This is a genomic window from Streptomyces sp. NPDC107562 (genome assembly GCF_055657325.1).
Genome location: NZ_JBVKBE010000009.1, coordinates 42,168 through 62,025 on the forward strand (window position 1 = coordinate 42,168; position 19,858 = coordinate 62,025).

Genomic DNA, 19,858 nt, shown 5'->3' on the forward strand with positions numbered 1-19,858 from the left:
GTTTTGCTCGCGCGCGTTGCCCAAGCGATGCCGACCGATGTTGGTCATCGGGTCGTGAGATGCGGGATAATGGCTGGGAAGCAATGTGTTCGATGCCGGTGTCGCGTGTCTTGTTTCACGGACCGCGCGTGCCCATCAGCGGGCGCCGTCGGCCTTGACGATGAGCTGGTTTTCAGGAAGGGGAACGAGCATGGCGGCCATGAAGCCGCGGACGGGTGACGGCCCGCTCGAGGTGACCAAGGAGGGGCGGGGCATCGTCATGCGCGTTCCGCTCGAAGGCGGCGGTCGGCTCGTCGTCGAGCTGACCCCGGACGAGGCCGACGCGCTCGGCGACGCCCTCAAGAAGGTCGTGGGCTGACCCGGAGGCGACCATACCCTTTCAGCCGCCCCGGCACCGCATCCGGTGCCGGGGCCGCTGCATTCCCGGCTTTCTCCGGCCCGAGGCTCCCTGAATTCGCGGCATCGGAGCGCCGTCGCACCGGCGGAAAAGGGGCAAGGGAGCAGAGCAGGCCGCGTCAGCGCTTGACCGCGCACAGCAGTCCGTCGCCGACCGGCAGCAGCGACGGCACGAGTTCCTGGCTCTCGCGCACCGCGCGCAGCAGCTCCCGCAGCCGCAGCACCTCGGTGGGCTGCGGACCCGAGTCCACCGTGCGCCCGTTGGCGAAGACGCCCTCGAACACCACCAGGCCGCCCGGCCGCAGCAGGCGCAACGATTCAGCGAGGTAGTCCAGCACCTCCAGCCGGTCACCGTCGCAGAAGACGAGGTCGTATCCGGCGTCCGCGAGCCGGGGCAGCACCTCCAGGGCGCGGCCGGGGATGAACCGGGCCCGGTTGCTCGCGAACCCGGACGCGCGGAAGGCCTGCCGGGCGAACTGCTGGTGCTCCGGCTCGGGGTCGACCGTGGTCAGCACGCCGTCCGCGCGCATGCCGTGCAGCAGGTGGATCCCGGAGACGCCGGTACCGGTGCCGATCTCGGCGACCGCCTTGGCGTCCACGGACGCGGCCAGCAACCGCAGGGCCGCGCCCGTGCCGGGCGACACCGAGCGCAGCCCTGCGTCCCGGGCGCGTTCCCGGGCCCAGTGCAGCGCGTCGTCCTCGGCGACAAAGGCGTCGGCGAACGCCCAGCTCGTCAGCCGGTTGCCGGTAATGACCCTCTCCTGTCCCCGTGGTTGCCTGGGCGTGACTGTATCCGTTGGTGCCGGGAACCCGCAGATGGGACCGGGCGTTTAGAGGGGTGGGAGACGACGGCGGGGGACACGGTTGGATCACGACGACGAGCGGGGCGCCGAGCAAGTGCTGACGCAGCCGCATGAGCCGTACCAGCACAGATCAATTTCTCGTAAAACCGCTTATGGGGAGCTAACGGGCGAGGTGGCTATGGTAGGGGCTCCACTGGACACCACCAGAGCTGACAGGGGAGGTGCGGCTGCGTCTGTGGACCGCACAGGAGTGCTGAGGCGCTTCCTCGGGTCGGCGGGCAGGCCGAAATCCGTGAACGACACCGCTGCTGACCACAGCCACGCCGCTGACCACGACCGGACCGCGACGTTCTCCACCGACGCGGACGGGCAGGCGTGGACTCCGCCCACCTGGGAGGAGATCGTCAGCACCCACAGCGGTCGTGTCTACCGGCTGGCGTACCGCCTGACCGGCAACCAGCACGACGCCGAGGACCTCACGCAGGAGGTCTTCGTGCGGGTGTTCCGCTCTCTGTCGACCTACTCGCCGGGGACGTTCGAGGGCTGGCTGCACCGCATCACCACGAACCTCTTCCTGGACATGGTCCGCCGCAAGCAGCGCATCCGCTTCGACGCCCTCGGCGAGGACGCGGCCGAGCGACTTCCGAGCCGCGAGCCGTCCCCGCAGCAGGTCTTCAACGACGCCCACTTCGACGCGGACGTCCAGCAGGCCCTCGACACCCTGGCGCCCGAGTTCCGCGCCGCGGTCGTCCTGTGCGACATCGAGGGACTGTCGTACGAGGAGATCGCCGCGACCCTCGGCGTCAAGCTCGGCACGGTCCGGTCCCGGATCCACCGTGGCCGCTCCCAACTGCGCAAGGCCCTCGCGCACCGGTCCCCGCAGGCGCGCGCCGAGCGTCGCTCCTTCGTGCCCCGCGTGCCCGCTCTGGGGGGAGGAGGCGCGTCCGCGTGAGTGCGACACGTCCGACGGCCGCAGAGGAGCGCCTCGCGGAGCAGCACCTGGGAGACCGACTCGCCGCCCTGGTGGACGGCGAGCTGGGTCATGACACGCGTGAGCGTGTGCTGGCGCACGTGGCTACCTGCCCGAAGTGCAAGGCGGAGGTGGACGCGCAGCGCCGGCTGAAAAACGTCTTCGCGGAGGCGGCCCCGCCGCCGCCCTCCGAGAGCTTCCTGGCCCGACTTCAGGGGCTGCCCGGCGGAGGTGACCTCGACGGTGGTGTGCCACCGATGGGGGGAGGCTTCGGCGGAGGCGTCTTCGGCATGAGACGCGGCGAGGGCTTCGACTTCGATTACGTCCCCACGGCAGCGCACGCCTCCGTCCTGCCCGGATCCGCACAGCGCGGTTTCCGCATCCATGACGTCGGCCGCAGCGAGGCCGAGCGGGCGGCGGCCTCACGCGGGCGCCGGTTCGCCTTCGTGGCCGCCGGGGCGGTTTCCCTGGCGGCGATCGCGCTGGGCGGCGTCACCACCGGCACGCCGGGCGACGCGGAGAACCGGAGCGGCTCGGGAAGCAACGTGACCCCGGCGCGACCGGGGTCGGGCACCACGACGCCCGAGAACCAGCGGCGCCGTGGGGCGGGCCCCCTGCTCGCCCAGATCCAGGGCGGACGGACGCTCGGGGAGAACCCGGCCGCCGCCACGGCGGTGTCCGCACCGCTGCTGCCCGGAGTGGCCTCCCGGCCGACGCACGCCCTGACGGCTCCACTCGTGGCCGACGCGGCCGCGATGTCGCCGCTCATACGCCCCCTGACCGCGACACCGCCGATCACGCTCACCAGCTGGTCGACGGCTCCCGAGGTCATGACCCCAGGTCTGCTCGCGGCGCCCGTCACGGACGCGAAGGTGACGCCCTCCGCCTCCTCCTCCGTCACCCCCCGCTGACCGTTCCCTGCGCCCCGGCGCGCGAACCTGGTTGAATCCACGGTGAAACGCGCCTGCGCACTGGCGTCCGGCGCGGAATTTCGCACTGCGGCCACACCAACGACGAGCCGGGCCGCGGCCAGCTGTGGGGAGAGCATGAACGAGGGCACCGCGCCGACGCCGGACAAGGGGGAGGGCGACTTCGAACTGAGGCGCCCGGACGAGGCACCCGCGCAGGCGGTCCCCGACAGGCCGACCACGTCCGAGGGCCCGCGACACGACGTGCCTCCGGGTGACGTGCCCGGGAGCCGGCCGCTGAGTGGAGACATGCCCGGAGGAGGGGCGCCGCAGGGCGAAGTGCCGGGATTCGCGGGCCCGCAGTACGACGTGCCGCCGGGGGCCGTACCCGGGGGCGAGGACCCGCAGGACGAGGTGCCGGGGGCCGACGGCCCGCGATCCGACGTGCCGCCGGGTGCCGTGCCCGGGAGCCGGCCGCTGAGTGGCGACGTGCCCGGAGGGCAGGCGCCGCAGGGCGAAGTGCCGGGATTCGCGGGCCCGCAGCACGACGTGCGGCCGGGTGCCGTGCCCGGGGGTGGGGCCACGCCGGGTGGCATGAGCGTGTCCGGTGCGCAGCGGGACGTTCCGGTCGCTCCGCCCGCCGGCGAGGCTCCCAAGCCCCTGCACGACCCCGATCCGTACAGCACCCCGCCGTACGGTGAGCCCGGCCCCTGGGCGCCCGCACCGCCCGTACAGCATCCGGCGACCACGCCCGCGCACGGCACGGCGACGGTGGCGCCCCCGGCGACGCCCGCCGGCGCGTCTGTCATGACGCCCCCGCACGGGACACCGGCCCCGGCCCCCACCATGGCGGTCCCTCCGCCCGCCGCTCCGCAGACCGCCTCTCCGGCCCCGGAGCCGGCCGCTCAAGCCCCCGCGGCGGCGCCGGCGCCCGCCCAGACCCCCCTGTTGCCTCCTCAGGCCCCCGCACCGGCCGTCCCGGCCCCCAGGACGGCGGCCCCCGCACCCACCGACCCCGCCACCGGTGCTACCGCCGCGCCGCCGGCCGTACCCGCCCCCGACCCCTGGCACCGCTACGACCCCTGGGCGGCAGCCGACACCGCCACCGCCCCCGGCGCCGCACTCACCCCCGCCCCGCTCCAGCAGACCGGAGCCGCGGTCCTCACCGAGCGGCAGCGCCGCAGGCGGGCCGTGAAGGTGATCGTCGTCGGCACCGTGCTCGTCGCCCTGGTGTCCGGCGGCATCGGCGGCCTGGTGGGCGCGTACCTGGAGCGCAACGGCGGCGTCGGGCACGTCGAGCTGCCGCAGGCCGGGCAGGAGGACGCCGGGCGCGACGCCGACAGCGTCGCCGGGATCGCCGCGCGGGCCCTGCCCAGCGTGGTCACCCTGCACGTCAGCGGCTCCGGCGAGGCGGGCACCGGCACCGGGTTCGTGCTCGACGGCCGGGGCCACATCCTCACGAACAACCATGTCGTGGAGCCCGCGGGCGAGGACGGCGAGATAACGGTCACGTTCCACGACGGCACGACGGCGAAGGCCGAGGTCGTCGGCCAGGACGGCGGCTACGACCTCGCGGTCGTCCGCGTGCGCGGCGTCAGCGGTCTGAGGCCGCTGCCCCTCGGCAACTCCGACAACGTCCAGGTCGGCGACCCGGTCGTGGCCATCGGAGCCCCCTTCGACCTCGCGGGGACGGTCACCTCCGGCATCATCAGCGCCAAGGAGCGCCCCATCACGGCGGGCGGCGAGGAGGGCGACGCCAGCGACATCTCCTACGTCGACGCCCTGCAGACCGACGCCCCCATCAACCCGGGCAACTCCGGCGGCCCGCTGCTCGACGCCCGTGCCCGTGTCATCGGCATCAACTCCGCCATCCGCTCCGCGGGCGACGGCGCCGACGACAAGGGCGGTCAGTCCGGCTCCATCGGCCTCGGCTTCGCCATACCGATCAACCAGGGCAAGCGGGTCGCCGAGGAGCTGATCAACACGGGCAGGGCGACCCACCCGGTCATCGGCCTCACCCTCGACATGGGCTACACCGGCGACGGCGCCCGCGTCGGCACCGAGGGCAGCGACGGCGCCGCTCCGGTGACCCCCGGCGGCCCCGGCGACGAGGCCGGCATCGAGCCGGGCGACGTGATCACCGAGGTCGACGGCCAGCGGATCCACTCGGGTGAGGAACTCATCGTCAAGACCCGCGCCCACCGCCCGGGCGACCGGCTGGAGCTGACCTTGCGGCGGGACGGCGCGGAGCGGACGATCTCCCTGGTGCTCGGTTCCTCCGGAGGCGCCTGACGTGAGGCGAACACATCTCACAGACCGGACGGGGAACGGCGCCCCCAAGGCAAACAACCGGAAAAACGCTCACCAACCCGCAGGTGCGGGGCTCGGGACAGTACCGGTCGGACAGGATCGACGGGTACCGTGGATCCGGCCCGGGACACACAAGGAGCTTTCAGGTGTTCAATGACATAGGACCGCTGGAGCTGGTGACGCTCGTCGTCCTCGCCGTGCTCGTCTTCGGTCCGGACAAGCTCCCGAAGGTCATCCAGGACGTGACGCGCACGATCCGGAAGATCCGTGAGTTCTCGGAGAGCGCGAAGCAGGACATCCGGCAGGAACTCGGTCCGGAGTTCAAGGACTTCGAGTTCGAGGATCTCAACCCCAAGACCTTCATCCGCAAGCAGCTGGACAACGAGGAACTGGGGCTCAAGGAGATCCGCAACGGCTTCGACCTGAAGAAGGAGATGGCCGAGGTCACGGACGCGGTGCACAGCCGCGACGCCGACCCGGCCACCGGTCCCGGCTCCACGGGCGCCCGCGTCGACATGACGAAGAAGCCCGACGACCGCCCGCCCTTCGACGCGGACGCCACCTGAGGCCCGTAGGACCCGCCTCTTCCCCTCCCCACCTCGGCGGATGCCGGCGCGTCGGCCCTTTTCCTCTCCCGCCTCACGGCCCCGACACGACGCCCACGCGACCCACGCGCCGGGCGCATTCCCGGCTGCCCGCACGGGTGTGGATATGCTGCCGAGTTGTTGTGCGGACCGGACGAGTACGCCCGAAGGGGGGCGGGCCGTTCGATCCGACGAGAAGCGAGGAGGCGTCCGGGCACATGGAGACGACGAGTCGGGCAGTCGCACAGGCGCCGGCCGCGGAGGGCGGAGCACAGCTCCTCTCCGCCCGGCGTACGGTCGACGCCTACCTGCGTGCGCCTTTCCCGTGGTACGGCCTCGACGAGGCGTTCACGGGCCCGCGCTGGCTGATGCAGGTGGGCATGACGGCCGACGGGGCCGTGGAGCACGGTTCGATCGGCCACGGTGACGAGCCCTCGGTGCGCGCCGAGGGCGTCGCCGAGGAACGGGAGCGGTTCGCGGTCGTGGTGACCGTCGCCGCCAACCCCGTGCGGCGCAGCGCCGACGGCACGGGGCTGCTGGAGGCCACCTCGGTCTCCTCGGCCGCCTGGCTCGCCGGGGTGGGGCTGCTGTCCTTCACCTGGCCCGGGCAGATGGACCACAGCCTGCGCGACCACTGGCTGGAGCAGCAGACCGAGACCGCGTGGGTCCTCGCGGACGATCTCGCCGGGGCGGACTGGTCGACGCTCTCCCTTCCCGTCGACGGCGTCCCCACGTCGTTCCACTACCGCGAGTCCGAGTTCGGCTGGGTGCTGGCGGGATCGACGCAGGACGGCGTCCACCTGGGCGCGTACGGCCGCGGGATGAGCGCCTACGGGCTCGGGTTCTCGGTGGTCAAGGACATCGCCCAGTACGCGTGACCGTATGACGAAGGGCGCCGCCGGGACGGGGCGCCCTCTCGTCGTACCGCACGCGTGCGGGTGCGGGTGCGGCTCAGAACTTGTTGCGCGGGGTGATGCCGAGCGACATGCCCGACAGGCCGCGCTGGCGGCCGCCCAGCTTGCCGGCGATCGCGCGCAGGGCCGCGCCGGCGGGGGAGTCGGGGTCGCTCAGGACCACCGGCTTGCCGTCGTCGCCGCCCTCGCGCAGCCGGACGTCGATCGGGATGCTGCCGAGGACCGGGACGTTCGCGCCCGTGGTGCGGGTCAGGCCGTCGGCGACCGTCTGGCCGCCGCCCGTGCCGAAGACGTCGACCATCTCGCCGCAGTGCGGGCAGGGCATCCCGGACATGTTCTCGACCACGCCGACAATCTTCTGGTGGGTCTGCACGGCGATGGATCCGGCCCGCTCCGCCACCTCTGCCGCCGCCTGCTGCGGGGTCGTCACGACCAGGATCTCGGCGTTGGGGACCAGCTGGGCCACGGAGATGGCGATGTCGCCGGTGCCGGGCGGCAGGTCCAGCAGCAGGACGTCCAGGTCGCCCCAGTACACGTCGGCCAGGAACTGCTGCAGCGCGCGGTGCAGCATCGGGCCCCGCCAGACGACGGGGGCGTTGCCCGGCGTGAACATGCCGATCGAGATGACCTTCACGCCGTTCGCGGACGGCGGCATGATCATGTTCTCGACCTGGGTGGGCCGTCCGTCGGCGCCCAGCATGCGCGGCACGCTGTGGCCGTAGATGTCGGCGTCGACGACACCGACCTTCAGGCCGTCGGCCGCCATCGCGGCCGCCAGGTTGACCGTGACGGACGACTTGCCGACGCCGCCCTTGCCGGAGGCGACCGCGTACACCCGGGTGAGCGAGCCGGGCTTGGCGAAGGGGACCTCGCGCTCGGCCTGGCCGCCGCGCAGGGCGTTCGCCAGCTCCTTGCGCTGCTCGTCGCTCATCACGTCGAGCGTGACGTCGACGCGGGTGACGCCGTCGACCCGGGAGACCGCGTCGGTCACGCGCTGCGTGATGGTGTCGCGCATCGGGCAGCCCGAGACCGTGAGGTACACGGTGACCGCGACCGCTCCGTCCGCGCCGATCTCCACCGACTTGACCATCCCGAGCTCGGTGATGGGCCGGTTGATCTCGGGGTCGTTCACCGTCGCCAGTGCCTCGCGCACCGCGTCTTCCGTAGCCATAGACACGATGGTACGGCGCCGCACACAGACTGCGGAAAGCCCGTCAGCGGTCGTCTACGTCACGCGCCCCCGACCGTTCTGCCGGGAATACCCGGTGACCGTCGTGCTGCCCGTCCTGGAGGTCCTTGACCATGTCCTGCAACTCGGAGCGGATCCAGTCCCGGGTCGCGACCTCGCCGAGCCCGATGCGCAGGGCCGCGATCTCGCGCGTCAGGTACTCGGTGTCGGCGATCGACCGCTCGTTCTGCTTGCGGTCCTGTTCGAGGTTGACCCGGTCGCGGTCGTCCTGCCGGTTCTGCGCGAGCAGGATCAGCGGGGCGGCGTAGGAGGCCTGGAGCGAGAGCATCAGGGTCAGGAAGATGAACGGGTAGCTGTCGAATCGCAGGCCCGCCGGCGCGGACACGTTCCACAGCACCCACGCCACGATGACGATCGTCATCCAGACCAGGAACCGCCCGGTGCCGATGAAGCGGGCGACGCGCTCGGACAGCTTCCCGAACGCCTCCGGGTCCCACTCCGGCAGGATCCGGGGACGCCGGGGACGCGGCTGGTCGAGCCGGGCGCGCGGGCGCGTGGTGGCGGTGGCGCCGACGGGCATGCGCTCCCGGCCGCTCTCGCGCGCCGCCTCGCGCCGCACCTCACGGTCGGGAGCCATGGGCGCTCACCCCCTCGTCCTCGTCCAGCTCGAACTCGGACTCGCGCCAGTCCTCGGGCAGCATGTGGTCGAGCACGTCGTCCACGGTCACCGCGCCCAGCAGCGACCCGGACTCGTCGACCACGGGCGCCGAGACCATGTCGTACGTCGCGAAGAACCCCGCCACGAGCTGCAACGTCGCCCCGGGGGCGAGGGTCTGCAGATCGTCGTCGAGGATCGAGCTGACCAGGGTGTACGGGGGGTCGCGCAGCAGCCGCTGGAAGTGGACGGTGCCCAGGTACTTCCCGGTGGGGGTCTCGTCGGGCGGCCGGCAGACGTAGATCTGCGCGGCGAGCGCCGGGGAGAGGTCGGGGTTGCGGACCCGGGCGAGGGCCTCGGCGACGGTGGCGTCGGGGCGCAGCACGATCGGCTCGGTGGTCATCAGGCCGCCCGCGGTGTGCTCCTCGTAGGCCATCAGGCGCCGCATGTCGGCCGCGTCGTCGGGCTCCATCAGGCTCAGCAGCCGCTCCTTCTCCTCCTCCGGGAGCTCGGAGAGCAGATCCGCCGCGTCGTCCGGGTCCATCGCCTCCAGGACGTCCGCGGCGCGTTCCTCCTGGAGCTTGCCGAGGATCTCGATCTGGTCGTCCTCGGGAAGCTGTTCGAGCACGTCGGCCAGACGGTCGTCGTCGAGGGCGGCGGCCACCTCCGCGCGTCGCTTCGCCGACAGATGGTGCAGGACGTTGGCGAGGTCGGCGGGGCGCAGCTGCTCGAAGGTGGCGAGCAGGCTCTCCGCGCCCTGTCCGTGCTCCTCCAGGGAGAAGCCGGTGACGCCGGACCACTCGACGGTCAGCGTCTCGCCCCTGGCCCGCCGGAAGGCGCTGCCCTTCCTGCCCTTGCGCACGAAGACGCGGTCGATCTCCCAGTCCCGGCGGGCCGGCAACTGCTGCACGGCCAGGTCGAGGACGGTGACCTGCTCGCCGGTCTCGACGAGCGTGACGCTCTTGTCGAGCAGCTCGCCGAAGACGAGGCGCTCGGTGGGCCGCTGTTCGAAGCGGCGGACGTTGACCACGCCGGTGGTGATGACCTGTCCGGACTCGATGCCGGTGACCCGCGTCATGGGCAGGAAGATCCGGCGGCGGGTGGTGAGTTCGACGACCAGCCCGAGCAGCCGCGGCGGCTTGTTGCCGACCCGCAGCATGACGACCAGATCCCGTACCCGGCCCACCTGGTCGCCGTTCGGGTCGAAGACGGCGGTGCCGGAGAGGTGCGAGACGAAGATCCGGGGGGCGCCGGCGGCCATGGCTGCGCCTCCTTTTCCTGCCGTTCGTGGCGTTTGCTCCGCTTGTGCCGAATTGCTCGCTCGGATGGGCTTCAGGCTAGCCCGTCCCGATCGGATCCGCCCTGGTGAGCGGTCCGGACGGACTGGCTCCGTGGGCCGCCCGGCACCCCGGTACGCTGCGTTACGCCGCTGAAGGACCGACGTCGGAAAGGCAACACCACCTGTGACTGCGATGCGTCAGGGCCGTACGCGCCGGACCACTCTGGTGAGCGCGATGTGCGTGCTGGTTGTGGCGGGGACGGGGCTGACCGGGTGCGGCAGCGAGGACCCGGACGCGGGCACGAACGGCGTCGGCAAGCTGCCCGCCGAGAAGATCCAGGCCACGACGCGTACGGCGGCCGAGTCCGCGACGGCGGTCCGGCTGTCGGGGACGGTCGTCGCGGGCGGCAGCACGTACAAGCTGGACATGCGCCTGAAGGCGGACGGCGGCAGCGGGTCGGTGAGCGCGGAGGGGGCGACCTTCGAGCTGCTGCGGGTCGGCGAGAAGCTGTTCCTGATGGCGGACGCGGAGTTCTGGAGCCACGGCGGGGGCGAGGGGGACGGCGAGGGCGAGAAGTCCGACGCCGCCGCGTCCGACAAGCTCGACGGCAAGTTCGTGAAGGTGCCCGAGGGCGATCCCTCGTACAAGCGGTTCAGCGGATTCACCGACAAGGATGTCCTGCTCGGCGGGCTGTTGACCCTGCACGGTGCCCTGGCGACCGACGGGCGCCACGAGGAGGGCGGTGTGCGCACCGTCCGTATCACCGGCGACAAGGGCGCCGGGGGCACCCTGGACGTCTCGCTGGAGGGCCGGCCGTACCCGCTGCGCCTGGTCCGCGCGGGCGGCGCGGGCACGCTCACCTTCTCCGACTGGGGCAAGGACTTCGCCCTGGAGCCGCCCGCCAAGGACAAGACGGTGGACTACGGCCAGGAACTCCCGACGTCGTAGGCCACCGGCGGCGCCCACAGGCTCCGCCCAGGGCCGCCGGAGCCTAGGACCGCTTCCGCTTCTTGCGGAACAGCAGGCGCGGCAGCCCGGCGGGGAGGGGCTCGCGTGTCGTCACCGGCGTCGGCAGCGGCTTCTCGGCCAGCGAGCCGTCCGGCAGCGGCGAGGTCGTGCCGGTCGGCTCCAGGCGCACCACCCGGCACTCCCGGGCCCAGCGGGCGGTCATGGCCTCGCCGTCGGGTGCGTTGAGGCGCTTGCCCTTCAGTTCGGCGACCGCCGCCTCCCACCGCTCGGATCCGGACGGCAGTTCGACCACCCGGGCCGTCCAGGTGACCAGCCGGCCGCCCTTGTCCTTGCTGCGCACGGTGACCTCGGCCGCGCCCCCGTCGACGAGCCCGGGAAGCGGCTGCTCGCCCGGCCCGTCGCCGACCACGCAGGCGGCGCCCTCGTGCCAGACGTGCCACAGCGTACGAGCGGCCGGCGCCCCGGCACCGCGCACCCAGATGAGGCCGGACTTCTTCGTGGCCTCCTCGACGAGGGCCTGGTCGAGCAGCTCGCTAGTCATGGGAGCAGCGTAGCGAGGGCGCTCACAGCCAGCCGTTGCGCTTCAGCGTGCGGTGGATGCCGAGGCAGATCATGGCCGTGACGCCGAGCACCATCGGGTAGCCGAACCTCCAGCGCAGCTCGGGCATGTAGTCGAAGTTCATCCCGTACACCCCGCACACCATCGTCGGTACGGCGATGATGGCGGCCCAGGACGTGATCTTGCGCATGTCCTCGTTCTGCGCGACGGACGCCTGCGCGAGGTTGGCCTGGAGGATGGAGTTGAGCAGCTCGTCGAAGCCCGTCACCTGCTCCTGCACCCGGGCGAGGTGGTCGGCGACGTCGCGGAAGTACTTCTGGATGTCGGGGTCGATCAGCCGCATCGGCCGCTCGCTCAGCAGCTGCAGCGGCCGCAGCAGCGGCTGCACCGCGCGCCTGAACTCCATGACCTCACGCTTGAGCTGGTAGATCCGCCCCGCGTCGACGCCCCGCGGCGCGCCTTTGCGGCCCGGCGAGAACACCTCGGTCTCCACCTCGTCGATGTCGTCCTGCACCGCGTCGGCGACCGCGATGTAGCCGTCGACGACGTGGTCGGCGATGGCGTGCAGCACCGCCGAGGGGCCCCGGGCGAGCAGTTCGGGGTCGTCCTGCAGCCGGTGGCGCAGCGCCCGCAGCGAGCCCTGCCCGCCGTGCCGGACGGTGATGAAGAAGTCCCGCCCGGTGAAGCACATCACCTCGCCGGTCTCGACGACCTGGCTGCTGGCGGTGAGTTCGTCGTGCTCGACGTAGTGGATGGTCTTGAAGACCGTGAACAGGGAGTCGTCGTAACGCTCCAGCTTCGGCCGCTGATGGGCCTGGACGGCGTCCTCGACGGCCAGCGGGTGCAGGCCGAACTCGCTGGCGATACCCGCGAATTCGGATTCCGTGGGCTCGTGCAGCCCGATCCACACGAAGCCGCCGTCACGGCGCACCCGGCGCATCGCCTCGTGCGGGGTGAGCGGGCCCGCGGTCTCGACACGGGCACCGTCGCGGTAGACGGCGCAGTCGACGACGGCGGTGGTGGTCTGGGGGTCGCGGGTCGTGTCGTACGCCCCGGTGTCCTTGCGCAGCGCGGGACGCGGCGTGCGGACCGCGGCACGGAGGTCACGGATCATCGACATGGCGGGCTCCTTCGCGGGCGAGCAGCGAGAGGCCGTGGGCGCCGGGTGGAACTGCCCGGAATGGGGACGTCCTGCGAGCTCTCCCCGCCCATCGGGCCGGGAGGATGTTTGGCACGTCCACAAAGCGGGGAGCACCGCACCGTCGCGGTGGCGAACTTCGCTACTGATTCAGCTGCTGATGCAGGTCATACAGATCAGGCAGTGGCAAGACGGAACGAAGTGCTCTTCCGCGGGCAACGCAGGAGGTGCGCATGCGAGAGGTGGCGGCAGGCTAGAGCCAGAGCAACGTCAGCGGCCGGAAGAGCGGGTGGTACTGCACGGTCGACTTCGGTCCATTGCAGCCCCACCTCCTCCGGCCGGTCCCTCGTAAGGGAGTGTCGTCGGCGTCGGGACTTGATCGCGACGCTACTGCGTGCTGCCCCGAACCACCGGGCAAGAGTATCAGCAGACCGAAGTGTCAAGGCGCTGCTTTGCGTGCTCCTGACGAGTTCTATGCTCGCCGCATGGCTGATGTTCTCCCACTGGTCGAGGCCCGGTTGCGCGCCGCGCTCGGCGAACCGGACGCGCGCGCCGCGGTCACCTTCCTCGGTACCGACCGCGTGGAGGTCCTGCGTTTCCAGGAGGGGGACCTCGTCCGCTACGCCACGCTCGGCATGTCCGCCCAGCCCATGGCCGACCCCACCGCGGTCCTCGCCGATCCGGTCAAGGGCCCGCGTGCCGAACTGTTCCTGTCCGTACGGTCCGGGCTCGCCGAGACCGACAAGGTGCTGCGGCCGCTCGCCGTCCTCGCGGCGTCCCCGCAGGTCGAGGGCGTGGTCGTGGCCCCCGGCGCCTCCCTGGACGTCGGCGAACCGCTGTGGCCGGGCGCCCCGTTCACCTCGGTCCTGGTCGGCGAGCCGGGCGGCCTGGTCGAGGACCTGGACCTGGACGAGCCCCTCGACCCGGTCCGCTTCCTGCCGCTGCTGCCCATGACCCCGAACGAGGCCGCGTGGAAGCGGGTCCACGGCGCCCAGGCCCTCCAGGAACGCTGGCTCACGCACGGGACCGATCTGCGGGATCCGCTGCGCACCTCCGTGCCGCTGGACTGAGCGAGGGGCGCGCCCGGGTGCGGCAAGGGCGTGAGCAAGCTCACCAAGGCCCGTACGGGAGCGGTCAGTTGGCGAAGACGCCCACGCCGTCCTCGGTGGCGTGTCGCGCCTCCAGCTCCTCCGCCTTCTCCGTCAGCGCCGCGCGCCGTACGGCGACCACGACCGCGCCCAGCACGGCGGTGACGGCCGCCACCACGAACGGCATGTGCACGTCGGTCCACTCCTCCAGCTTCGGTGCGAGGAACGGCGCGGCGGCCGCCGCGAACCACCGCACGAAGTTGTAGCCCGCGCTCGCCACCGGACGCGGCGCGTCCGACACCCCGAGCGCCAGTTCGGTGTAGACGGTGTTGTTCACGCCGATGAAGGCACCGGACAGGATCGTGCAGACGACCGCCGTGGTGTGGTCGCCGTAGCCGAGGACGAGTACGTCGGCCGCGAGCAGCACCAGCGAGCCGCCGAGCACCTTCAGCGAGCCGAACCGCGCCTGCATGCGCGGCGCGACGAGCACCGAGAAGACCGCGAGCAGCACGCCCCAGGCGAAGAACACCGCGCCCGAGCGGTACGGGCTCATGTCCAGCACGAACGGCGTGAAGGCCAGCACGGTGAAGAACGTGTAGTTGTAGAAGAACGCCGATGTCGCCGCCGAGGCGAGCCCGCCGTGGCCGAGCGCCCTGATCGGGTCGAGCAGTGCGGTCCGGCGGGCCGGCTTCGGCTGCTCCTTCAGGAACGCCGTGATGCACAGGAAGCCGACGGCCATCAGGAACGCGGTGCCGAAGAAGGGGTAGCGCCAGCTGGCGTCGCCGAGCAGCGCGCCCAGCAGCGGCCCGCACGCCATGCCGAGGCCGAGCGCGGACTCGTACAGCAGGATCGCGGCGGCACTGCCGCCGGCCGCCGCGCCGACGATGACCGCGAGGGCCGTCGAGACGAACAGCGCGTTGCCCAGTCCCCAGCCGGCCCGGAACCCGACGAGTTCGCCGACCGAGCCGGAGGTGCCGGACAGGCCGGCGAACACCACCACGAGGGCGAGGCCGAGCAGCAGTGTCCTGCGGCCGCCGATGCGGCTGGAGACGAACCCGGTGAGCAGCATCGCGACCGCGGTGATCAGGAAGTACGAGGTGAAGAGCAGCGAGACCTGACTGGTCGTGGCCTCCAGGCCCTTGGCGATCGACGGCAGGATCGGGTCGACCAGCCCGATGCCCATGAAGGCGACGACCGAGGCGCCGGCGGTGGCCCAGACCGCCTTCGGCTGTCGCAGGACTCCCGTGCTGCTGTGCATGCCTGGGGGCTCCCTTGCTGACGGGGAAATGGTTGACGTATACACATAATAAATTAGTGTGGCTAATTAATGCAATCTACATCTAATGGTTTGCCGAGCCCCTTCCGCCCGGACGGGTGATCGTCCTTGACGTGGCGAAGAAGGGGTAGGACCGTGGAGCCCTATGAGGGGCGAACCCAGTTGCCCGAAGTGTGGTGGCCGGGTCAGGGCTCCCGGACTCTTCGCCGATACCTGGCAGTGCGATGTGCACGGCACGGTGCATCCGCTGCAGCCCGCGATCCCGCCCAGCGTCGAGGCCCTCGGTGTCGTGGTGGCTCGCACGCAGGTGCCGGTGTGGATGCCGTGGCCCCTGCCGGTCGGCTGGCTCTTCACGGGCGTGGTCTGTGCCGGTGACGATCGCAGCGGTGGTCGTGCCACCGCGGTGGCGTGCTCGGGCCCCGGGCCCCTCGGCGGCATCGGCGAGCTGGTCCTGGTCGCCGAGGAACTGGGCGTCGGCCTCGGCGCGCGGTACGCGGGGATCGACGGCCCGGATCCGGGGCCGTACATGAACGTCGAGAAGCCGCCCCAGGCGAAGGTGCTGGCCGCCGGGCGGCCCACGCCGCTGTGGCATGTCACCGGGGCGCCGGACGACCGGGCGGTGTTCGCGGGGGAGGCCCGGGGGCTGTGGCTGTGGGCCGTGGTGTGGCCCGAGCAGTCCGGGCTGCTGATGTACGACGAACTGGTGCTGACCGACGTGCGGGACGCGGGCGCGGAGGTCGAGCTGGTGCCGTGCGGCGCGCTGTCGCCGCGCCTGCTCCAGCCGTGACGGGGTCTTGCCGGCTTCCCTCCAAGAGGTCCTCGGTGGCGCGGGTCCCTCTGTATGTAGGGGGCGCACACCAGTAGAGGGTGTGACAGGAGGGCGCCGGATCACCCGCTATCCTTGGGTGTCCCTTTCCGTTCAGTGACCGCCTGGAGTCCGTGTCGTGCGCATAGACCTGCACACCCACTCCACCGCGTCCGACGGTACGGACACCCCCGCCGAGCTGGTGCGCAACGCCGCCGCTGCCGGGCTGGACGTCGTCGGGCTGACCGATCACGACACGACCCGGGGACACGCCGAGGCCATCGAGGCACTGCCCGAGGGGCTCACGCTGGTCACCGGAGCCGAGCTGTCCTGCCGGATCGACGGGATCGGCATGCACATGTTGGCCTATCTCTTCGACGCCGAGGAGCCCGCGCTGCTCGCCGAGCGGGAGCTGGTGCGCGACGACCGGGTGCCGCGGGCCAAGGGGATGATCACCAAGCTGAACGAGCTGGGCGTGCCGGTCACCTGGGAACAGGTCGCGCGGATCGCCGGCGAGGGGTCCGTGGGGCGCCCGCACGTGGCGACCGCCCTGGTCGAGCTGGGTGTCGTGCCGAGCGTGAGCGATGCCTTCACGCAGGACTGGCTCGCCGACGGCGCGCGGGCCTACGTGGGGAAGCACGAGACCGACCCGTTCGAGGCGATCCGGCTGGTCAAGGGCGCCGGCGGAGTCGTCGTGTTCGCGCATCCGGGCGCGGCCAAGCGCGGGCGTACCGTCCCGGAGTCGGCGATCGCCGACCTGGCCGCCGCCGGGCTGGACGGCATCGAGGTCGACCACATGGACCACGACCCCGACACCCGGGCGCGGCTGCGCGGCCTGGCCAAGGAGCTCGGGCTGCTGGTCACCGGGTCCAGCGACTACCACGGCAGCCGCAAGACGGTCGCGCTCGGCGCGTACTCGACGGACCCCGAGGTGTACGGGGAGATCACCCGGCGGGCGACGGGCGCGTTCCCGGTGCCGGGCACCGGCGGAGCCTGAGGCTCACCCCCGCACGCCCCCTCCGTCATCTCCTCGCAAGGCCTGTGGCTCACCCATGTTCGACCTCGCTGTCTTCGGCTCTCTCTTCCTCACGCTCTTCGTCATCATGGATCCCCCCGGGATCACCCCGATCTTCCTCGGCCTGACCGCCGGGCGGCCCGCCAAGGTGCAGCGGCGGATGGCCCTCCAGGCCGTCTGCGTCGCCGGTGGCGTGATCACCGTGTTCGGGCTGCTGGGGCACCAGATCCTCGCCTACCTGCATGTCTCCGTGCCCGCCCTGATGATCGCCGGCGGGCTGCTGCTCCTGCTGATCGCGCTCGACCTGCTCACCGGCAAGTCGGACGAGCCCCAGCAGACGAAGGACGTCAACGTCGCCCTGGTGCCGCTCGGCATGCCGCTGCTGGCCGGGCCCGGCGCGATCGTGTCGGTCATCCTCGCCGTGCAGAAGGCGGACGGCGTCGGCCCCCAGGTCTCGGTCTGGGCCGCGATCCTCGCCATCCACGTCGTGCTGTGGCTGGTCATGCGGTACTCGCTGCTGATCATCCGGCTCATCAAGGACGGCGGCGTGGTGCTGGTGACGCGGCTCGCGGGCATGATGCTGTCCGCGATCGCCGTGCAGCAGATCATCAACGGGGTCACCCAGGTCATCCGGGCGAGCTGAGCGCCGTGCACACAGCAGGGCCCCGCACGGCGTGTCCGTACGGGGCCCTGAAGCCTGGGGTCTGATCCGCGGTTATGAGGCCGTGGTCTCGGCCGGGCGGATCCAGAGCCGCTGACCGGTGGCCGCGGCCTGCTGAACGATCCGGTTGACGGAGGCGGCGTCCACGACGGTCGTGTCGACGGGCGTGCCGTCCACGTCGTCGAGTCGCATGATTTCGAAGCGCATGGCTTCTCCCTTCGTCTGGTCATCCTCCTGAGGAGAACTACTGGTGATGGCGCGAGAGGCAGGAGTGCCTTCGGGCTCCATACGTATGCAACGGGATGTCGACTACAAACATTCCCTACGCTAAGGAAATTTTTCGAACGACTAAATACTGACCGGTAAGCAGCTCTCTTGAGACTAACCGGGACCAGTTGTGTTCGCAGCGTGACCGACGGGACAATGGAGGCGATGAACGACGACCTCGCGGCCCTGTCCGCCCGCATCGACCGCACGAACGAGCTGCTGCAGCGCATGCTCGCCGAGGTGGCGAAGACGCCCTCGACCCACGCGATCTTCGTCGACGCGGGGTATCTCTACGCGGCCGCGGGCCGGCTGGTCGCCGGGACCGAGGACCGGCGCGCCTTCGACCTGGACGCCGAGGGGCTGATCGAGGCGCTCATCGACAAGGCCCGCCAGATCTTCGCGGACAGCCGGCTGCTGCGGGTCTACTGGTACGACGGCGCCCGGCGCCGCATCCACACCACCGAGCAGCAGTCCATCGCGGAGCTGCCCGACGTCAAGGTCCGCCTCGGCAACCTCAACGCCAACAACCAGCAGAAGGGCGTCGACTCGCTGATCCGCACCGATCTGGAGTCCCTCGCCCGGCATCGCGCCATCAGCGACGCGGCCCTGCTCGGCGGCGACGAGGACCTGGTGTCGGCGGTCGAGGCGGCGCAGGGCTACGGGGCCCGGGTGCACCTGTGGGGCATCGAGGCACCCGAGGGCCGCAACCAGGCCGAACCGCTGCTGTGGGAGGTCGACAGCCAGCGCACCCTCGACCTCGACTTCTTCAAGCCCTACGTCGCCCGGCGCACGGCAGCCGCCTACGAGCCCTCCGGGGCCGTGCGGCCCGCCCGCGAGGACGTCCGCTTCGTCGGCGCGCAGATCGCGGCGAAGTGGCTGGCGGCACGAGGGCGGGAGTCGCTGGTGGAGCTGTTGCCGGGGCACCCGTATCTGCCCGGTTCGGTGGACCAGGACCTGTTGGTGGAGGCCGAGGGGCTGCTGCAGTACTCGCTGCGGGGGCAGGCGGATCTGCGGCGCGCGCTGCGGGACGGGTTCTGGGAGCATCTGCAGACGCAGTACTGACCGGGACGCGCCCCGGTGGCCGGCCGGTGCGTGGCGCGGGTCGGACTCCGAGGCCGGCTAGTCCCCGGCGCGGGGGTTGTCCCAGAAGTCGGCGATCGCGCGGGCCGTCGGGAGCGGCTGGTCCGCGTTCGGCGAATGTTCGGCGTCCTCGACGACCGTGCGGCGCGCGTGCAGCCGTACGGCCATGTCGTCGAGGAGCGGCAGCGGCCAGGTGTCGTCCCGTACACCCGACAGGACGTGGAACGGCAGTGGCACCGCGGCGAGTTCGGCGACACGGTCCGGCTCGGTGGTCAACTGGCGTCCGGTGGCGATGAGTTGCGCCGGTTTGTTGCCGAGCCAGCGGCGGCGCAGGAGGTCGGGACCGCCGATGCCGCGAGCGGGTCCGCCGACCTCCTCGGGGGCGCCCATGGACTGGATCACCTCCCAGACCTGCGCCATCGACATCACGGCGAGCGCGTCCCGCAGCAGCTTCACGCGCTGCTGCTGGGAGGCCGAGATCTGCGCCGGCCCCGACGACATCAGGGTCAGCGAGACGAAGGGGGTGTGGTCCAGCAGGACCGCGGCGCGGGTGATCTGGCCGCCCAGGGAGTGGCCGAGGAGGTGCAGGGGAGCGCCCAGGGCCGCGGCCTGCGCGAGTACGTCGCGCGCCAACTCCGGCTGGGCGTACGCCGTTTCGTCGTGCTCGGGACCGTCAGACTCGAACTGCCCCCGGCCGTCCACGGCGACCGTACGGTACCCGCGTGCCGCCAGCGGCCCCTGCATCAGGCGGAAGTCCTCCTTGCTGCCCGTGAACCCGGGGATCAGCAGGGCCGTGCCGCGCGGCTCGACGCCGAGGGCGACCGGCACGTCCACGACCGCGAAGTCACCGCGTGCGGTGGGCAGGGGACAGGCGCGGGCGCCAGGAGGCGGGGTGTGGGCGGCGGGCGTGGTCACGGGCCCGAGGGTAGCGGGTGGGGGTGTACGGGGCGGGGCGGCGAGGTGAGCCGCGGGTGGGCCGTACCCCGGCGGG

General features: G+C 71.8%; 21 protein-coding genes. 12 read left to right on the top strand and 9 right to left on the bottom strand.

Annotation, left to right across the window (positions count from 1 at the left end):
• Positions 1-190: 190 nt before the first annotated feature.
• Positions 191-358 (top strand): DUF3117 domain-containing protein, encoded by a 168-nt coding sequence (locus tag ACZ7LV_RS23985; protein ID WP_003966491.1) that lies wholly within the window; start codon positions 191-193, stop codon positions 356-358.
• 157 nt (positions 359-515) lie between these two features.
• On the opposite strand, the gene ACZ7LV_RS23990 is transcribed toward ACZ7LV_RS23985, so the two are convergent.
• Complete coding sequence (locus ACZ7LV_RS23990) at positions 516-1,214, bottom strand: O-methyltransferase (RefSeq protein ID WP_401674459.1); 699 nt, start codon at positions 1,212-1,214, stop codon at positions 516-518.
• A gap of 235 nt (positions 1,215-1,449) precedes the next feature.
• Between ACZ7LV_RS23990 and sigE the strand changes: the two genes are divergently transcribed.
• The 5 genes from sigE to ACZ7LV_RS24015 all read left to right on the top strand — a co-directional run bounded on the left by sigE (position 1,450) and on the right by ACZ7LV_RS24015 (position 6,849).
• A complete protein-coding gene (gene sigE / locus ACZ7LV_RS23995; protein WP_471942435.1) occupies positions 1,450-2,151 on the top strand; it encodes an RNA polymerase sigma factor SigE in 702 nt (233 codons plus the stop codon).
• Positions 2,148-3,080 (top strand): anti-sigma factor family protein, encoded by a 933-nt coding sequence (locus ACZ7LV_RS24000; protein ID WP_471942024.1) that lies wholly within the window; start codon positions 2,148-2,150, stop codon positions 3,078-3,080. Before sigE ends, ACZ7LV_RS24000 begins: the two co-directional genes overlap by 4 nt.
• 591 nt (positions 3,081-3,671) lie before the next feature.
• Positions 3,672-5,369 carry a S1C family serine protease gene (locus tag ACZ7LV_RS24005; protein ID WP_471942437.1) on the top strand — a complete coding sequence of 566 codons (1,698 nt, stop codon included), beginning with the start codon at positions 3,672-3,674 and terminating at the stop codon, positions 5,367-5,369.
• 164 nt (positions 5,370-5,533) lie between these two features.
• Complete coding sequence (locus ACZ7LV_RS24010) at positions 5,534-5,953, top strand: sec-independent translocase (protein ID WP_471942026.1); 420 nt, start codon at positions 5,534-5,536, stop codon at positions 5,951-5,953.
• A gap of 161 nt (positions 5,954-6,114) precedes the next feature.
• A complete protein-coding gene (locus ACZ7LV_RS24015; RefSeq protein WP_471942028.1) occupies positions 6,115-6,849 on the top strand; it encodes a hypothetical protein in 735 nt (244 codons plus the stop codon).
• A gap of 73 nt (positions 6,850-6,922) precedes the next feature.
• Here the strand turns inward: ACZ7LV_RS24015 and ACZ7LV_RS24020 are convergent, their stop codons facing one another.
• Genes ACZ7LV_RS24020 through ACZ7LV_RS24030 form a run of 3 tightly spaced genes read right to left on the bottom strand, consistent with a single transcriptional unit; the run spans position 6,923 to position 9,990 of the window.
• The gene (locus ACZ7LV_RS24020) at positions 6,923-8,056 is read right to left on the bottom strand and encodes an Mrp/NBP35 family ATP-binding protein (RefSeq protein WP_471942030.1); all 1,134 of its coding nucleotides are present in this window, start codon (positions 8,054-8,056) and stop codon (positions 6,923-6,925) included.
• Between the two features lie 43 nt (positions 8,057-8,099).
• Positions 8,100-8,711, bottom strand: coding sequence for a DUF1003 domain-containing protein (locus ACZ7LV_RS24025; RefSeq protein WP_471942032.1), 612 nt, complete (start codon positions 8,709-8,711; stop codon positions 8,100-8,102).
• Positions 8,695-9,990: a magnesium transporter MgtE N-terminal domain-containing protein gene (locus ACZ7LV_RS24030; RefSeq protein WP_471942034.1), complete on the bottom strand. Its 1,296-nt coding sequence runs from the start codon at positions 9,988-9,990 to the stop codon at positions 8,695-8,697. Before ACZ7LV_RS24030 ends, ACZ7LV_RS24025 begins: the two co-directional genes overlap by 17 nt.
• Before the next feature lie 253 nt (positions 9,991-10,243).
• Between ACZ7LV_RS24030 and ACZ7LV_RS24035 the strand changes: the two genes are divergently transcribed.
• Entirely contained in the window at positions 10,244-10,957 is a 714-nt protein-coding gene (locus tag ACZ7LV_RS24035; protein WP_471942036.1) for a hypothetical protein, read from the top strand.
• Positions 10,958-11,000: 43 nt separating this feature from the next.
• Here ACZ7LV_RS24035 and ACZ7LV_RS24040 read toward each other — a convergent pair whose 3' ends face one another.
• Both ACZ7LV_RS24040 and ACZ7LV_RS24045 read right to left on the bottom strand, forming a co-directional pair.
• Positions 11,001-11,519, bottom strand: a complete 519-nt coding sequence (locus ACZ7LV_RS24040) for a hypothetical protein (RefSeq protein ID WP_471942038.1) — start codon at positions 11,517-11,519, stop codon at positions 11,001-11,003.
• A gap of 22 nt (positions 11,520-11,541) precedes the next feature.
• A complete protein-coding gene (locus ACZ7LV_RS24045; protein ID WP_471942040.1) occupies positions 11,542-12,657 on the bottom strand; it encodes a magnesium and cobalt transport protein CorA in 1,116 nt (371 codons plus the stop codon).
• A gap of 503 nt (positions 12,658-13,160) precedes the next feature.
• On the opposite strand from ACZ7LV_RS24045, the gene ACZ7LV_RS24050 reads away from it, so the two are divergent.
• A complete protein-coding gene (locus ACZ7LV_RS24050; RefSeq protein ID WP_471942042.1) occupies positions 13,161-13,745 on the top strand; it encodes a suppressor of fused domain protein in 585 nt (194 codons plus the stop codon).
• 64 nt (positions 13,746-13,809) lie between these two features.
• On the opposite strand, the gene ACZ7LV_RS24055 is transcribed toward ACZ7LV_RS24050, so the two are convergent.
• Entirely contained in the window at positions 13,810-15,021 is a 1,212-nt protein-coding gene (locus tag ACZ7LV_RS24055; RefSeq protein ID WP_471942044.1) for an MFS transporter, read from the bottom strand.
• 163 nt (positions 15,022-15,184) lie between these two features.
• On the opposite strand from ACZ7LV_RS24055, the gene ACZ7LV_RS24060 reads away from it, so the two are divergent.
• The 3 genes from ACZ7LV_RS24060 to ACZ7LV_RS24070 all read left to right on the top strand — a co-directional run bounded on the left by ACZ7LV_RS24060 (position 15,185) and on the right by ACZ7LV_RS24070 (position 17,502).
• Positions 15,185-15,826: a DUF6758 family protein gene (locus ACZ7LV_RS24060; RefSeq protein WP_471942046.1), complete on the top strand. Its 642-nt coding sequence runs from the start codon at positions 15,185-15,187 to the stop codon at positions 15,824-15,826.
• Positions 15,827-15,983: 157 nt separating this feature from the next.
• A complete protein-coding gene (locus ACZ7LV_RS24065) occupies positions 15,984-16,841 on the top strand; it encodes a PHP domain-containing protein (RefSeq protein ID WP_471942048.1) in 858 nt (285 codons plus the stop codon).
• A 55-nt stretch (positions 16,842-16,896) separates the two neighbouring features.
• Positions 16,897-17,502, top strand: a complete 606-nt coding sequence (locus ACZ7LV_RS24070; protein WP_471942050.1) for a MarC family protein — start codon at positions 16,897-16,899, stop codon at positions 17,500-17,502.
• A 72-nt stretch (positions 17,503-17,574) separates the two neighbouring features.
• On the opposite strand, the gene ACZ7LV_RS24075 is transcribed toward ACZ7LV_RS24070, so the two are convergent.
• A complete protein-coding gene (locus ACZ7LV_RS24075; protein WP_393105601.1) occupies positions 17,575-17,727 on the bottom strand; it encodes a hypothetical protein in 153 nt (50 codons plus the stop codon).
• 216 nt (positions 17,728-17,943) lie between these two features.
• Here ACZ7LV_RS24075 and ACZ7LV_RS24080 point away from each other — a divergent pair, with 216 nt between their 5' ends.
• Complete coding sequence (locus ACZ7LV_RS24080; protein ID WP_471942439.1) at positions 17,944-18,849, top strand: NYN domain-containing protein; 906 nt, start codon at positions 17,944-17,946, stop codon at positions 18,847-18,849.
• 57 nt (positions 18,850-18,906) lie between these two features.
• On the opposite strand, the gene ACZ7LV_RS24085 is transcribed toward ACZ7LV_RS24080, so the two are convergent.
• Positions 18,907-19,782, bottom strand: a complete 876-nt coding sequence (locus ACZ7LV_RS24085) for an alpha/beta fold hydrolase (protein WP_471942052.1) — start codon at positions 19,780-19,782, stop codon at positions 18,907-18,909.
• Positions 19,783-19,858 lie beyond the last annotated feature (76 nt).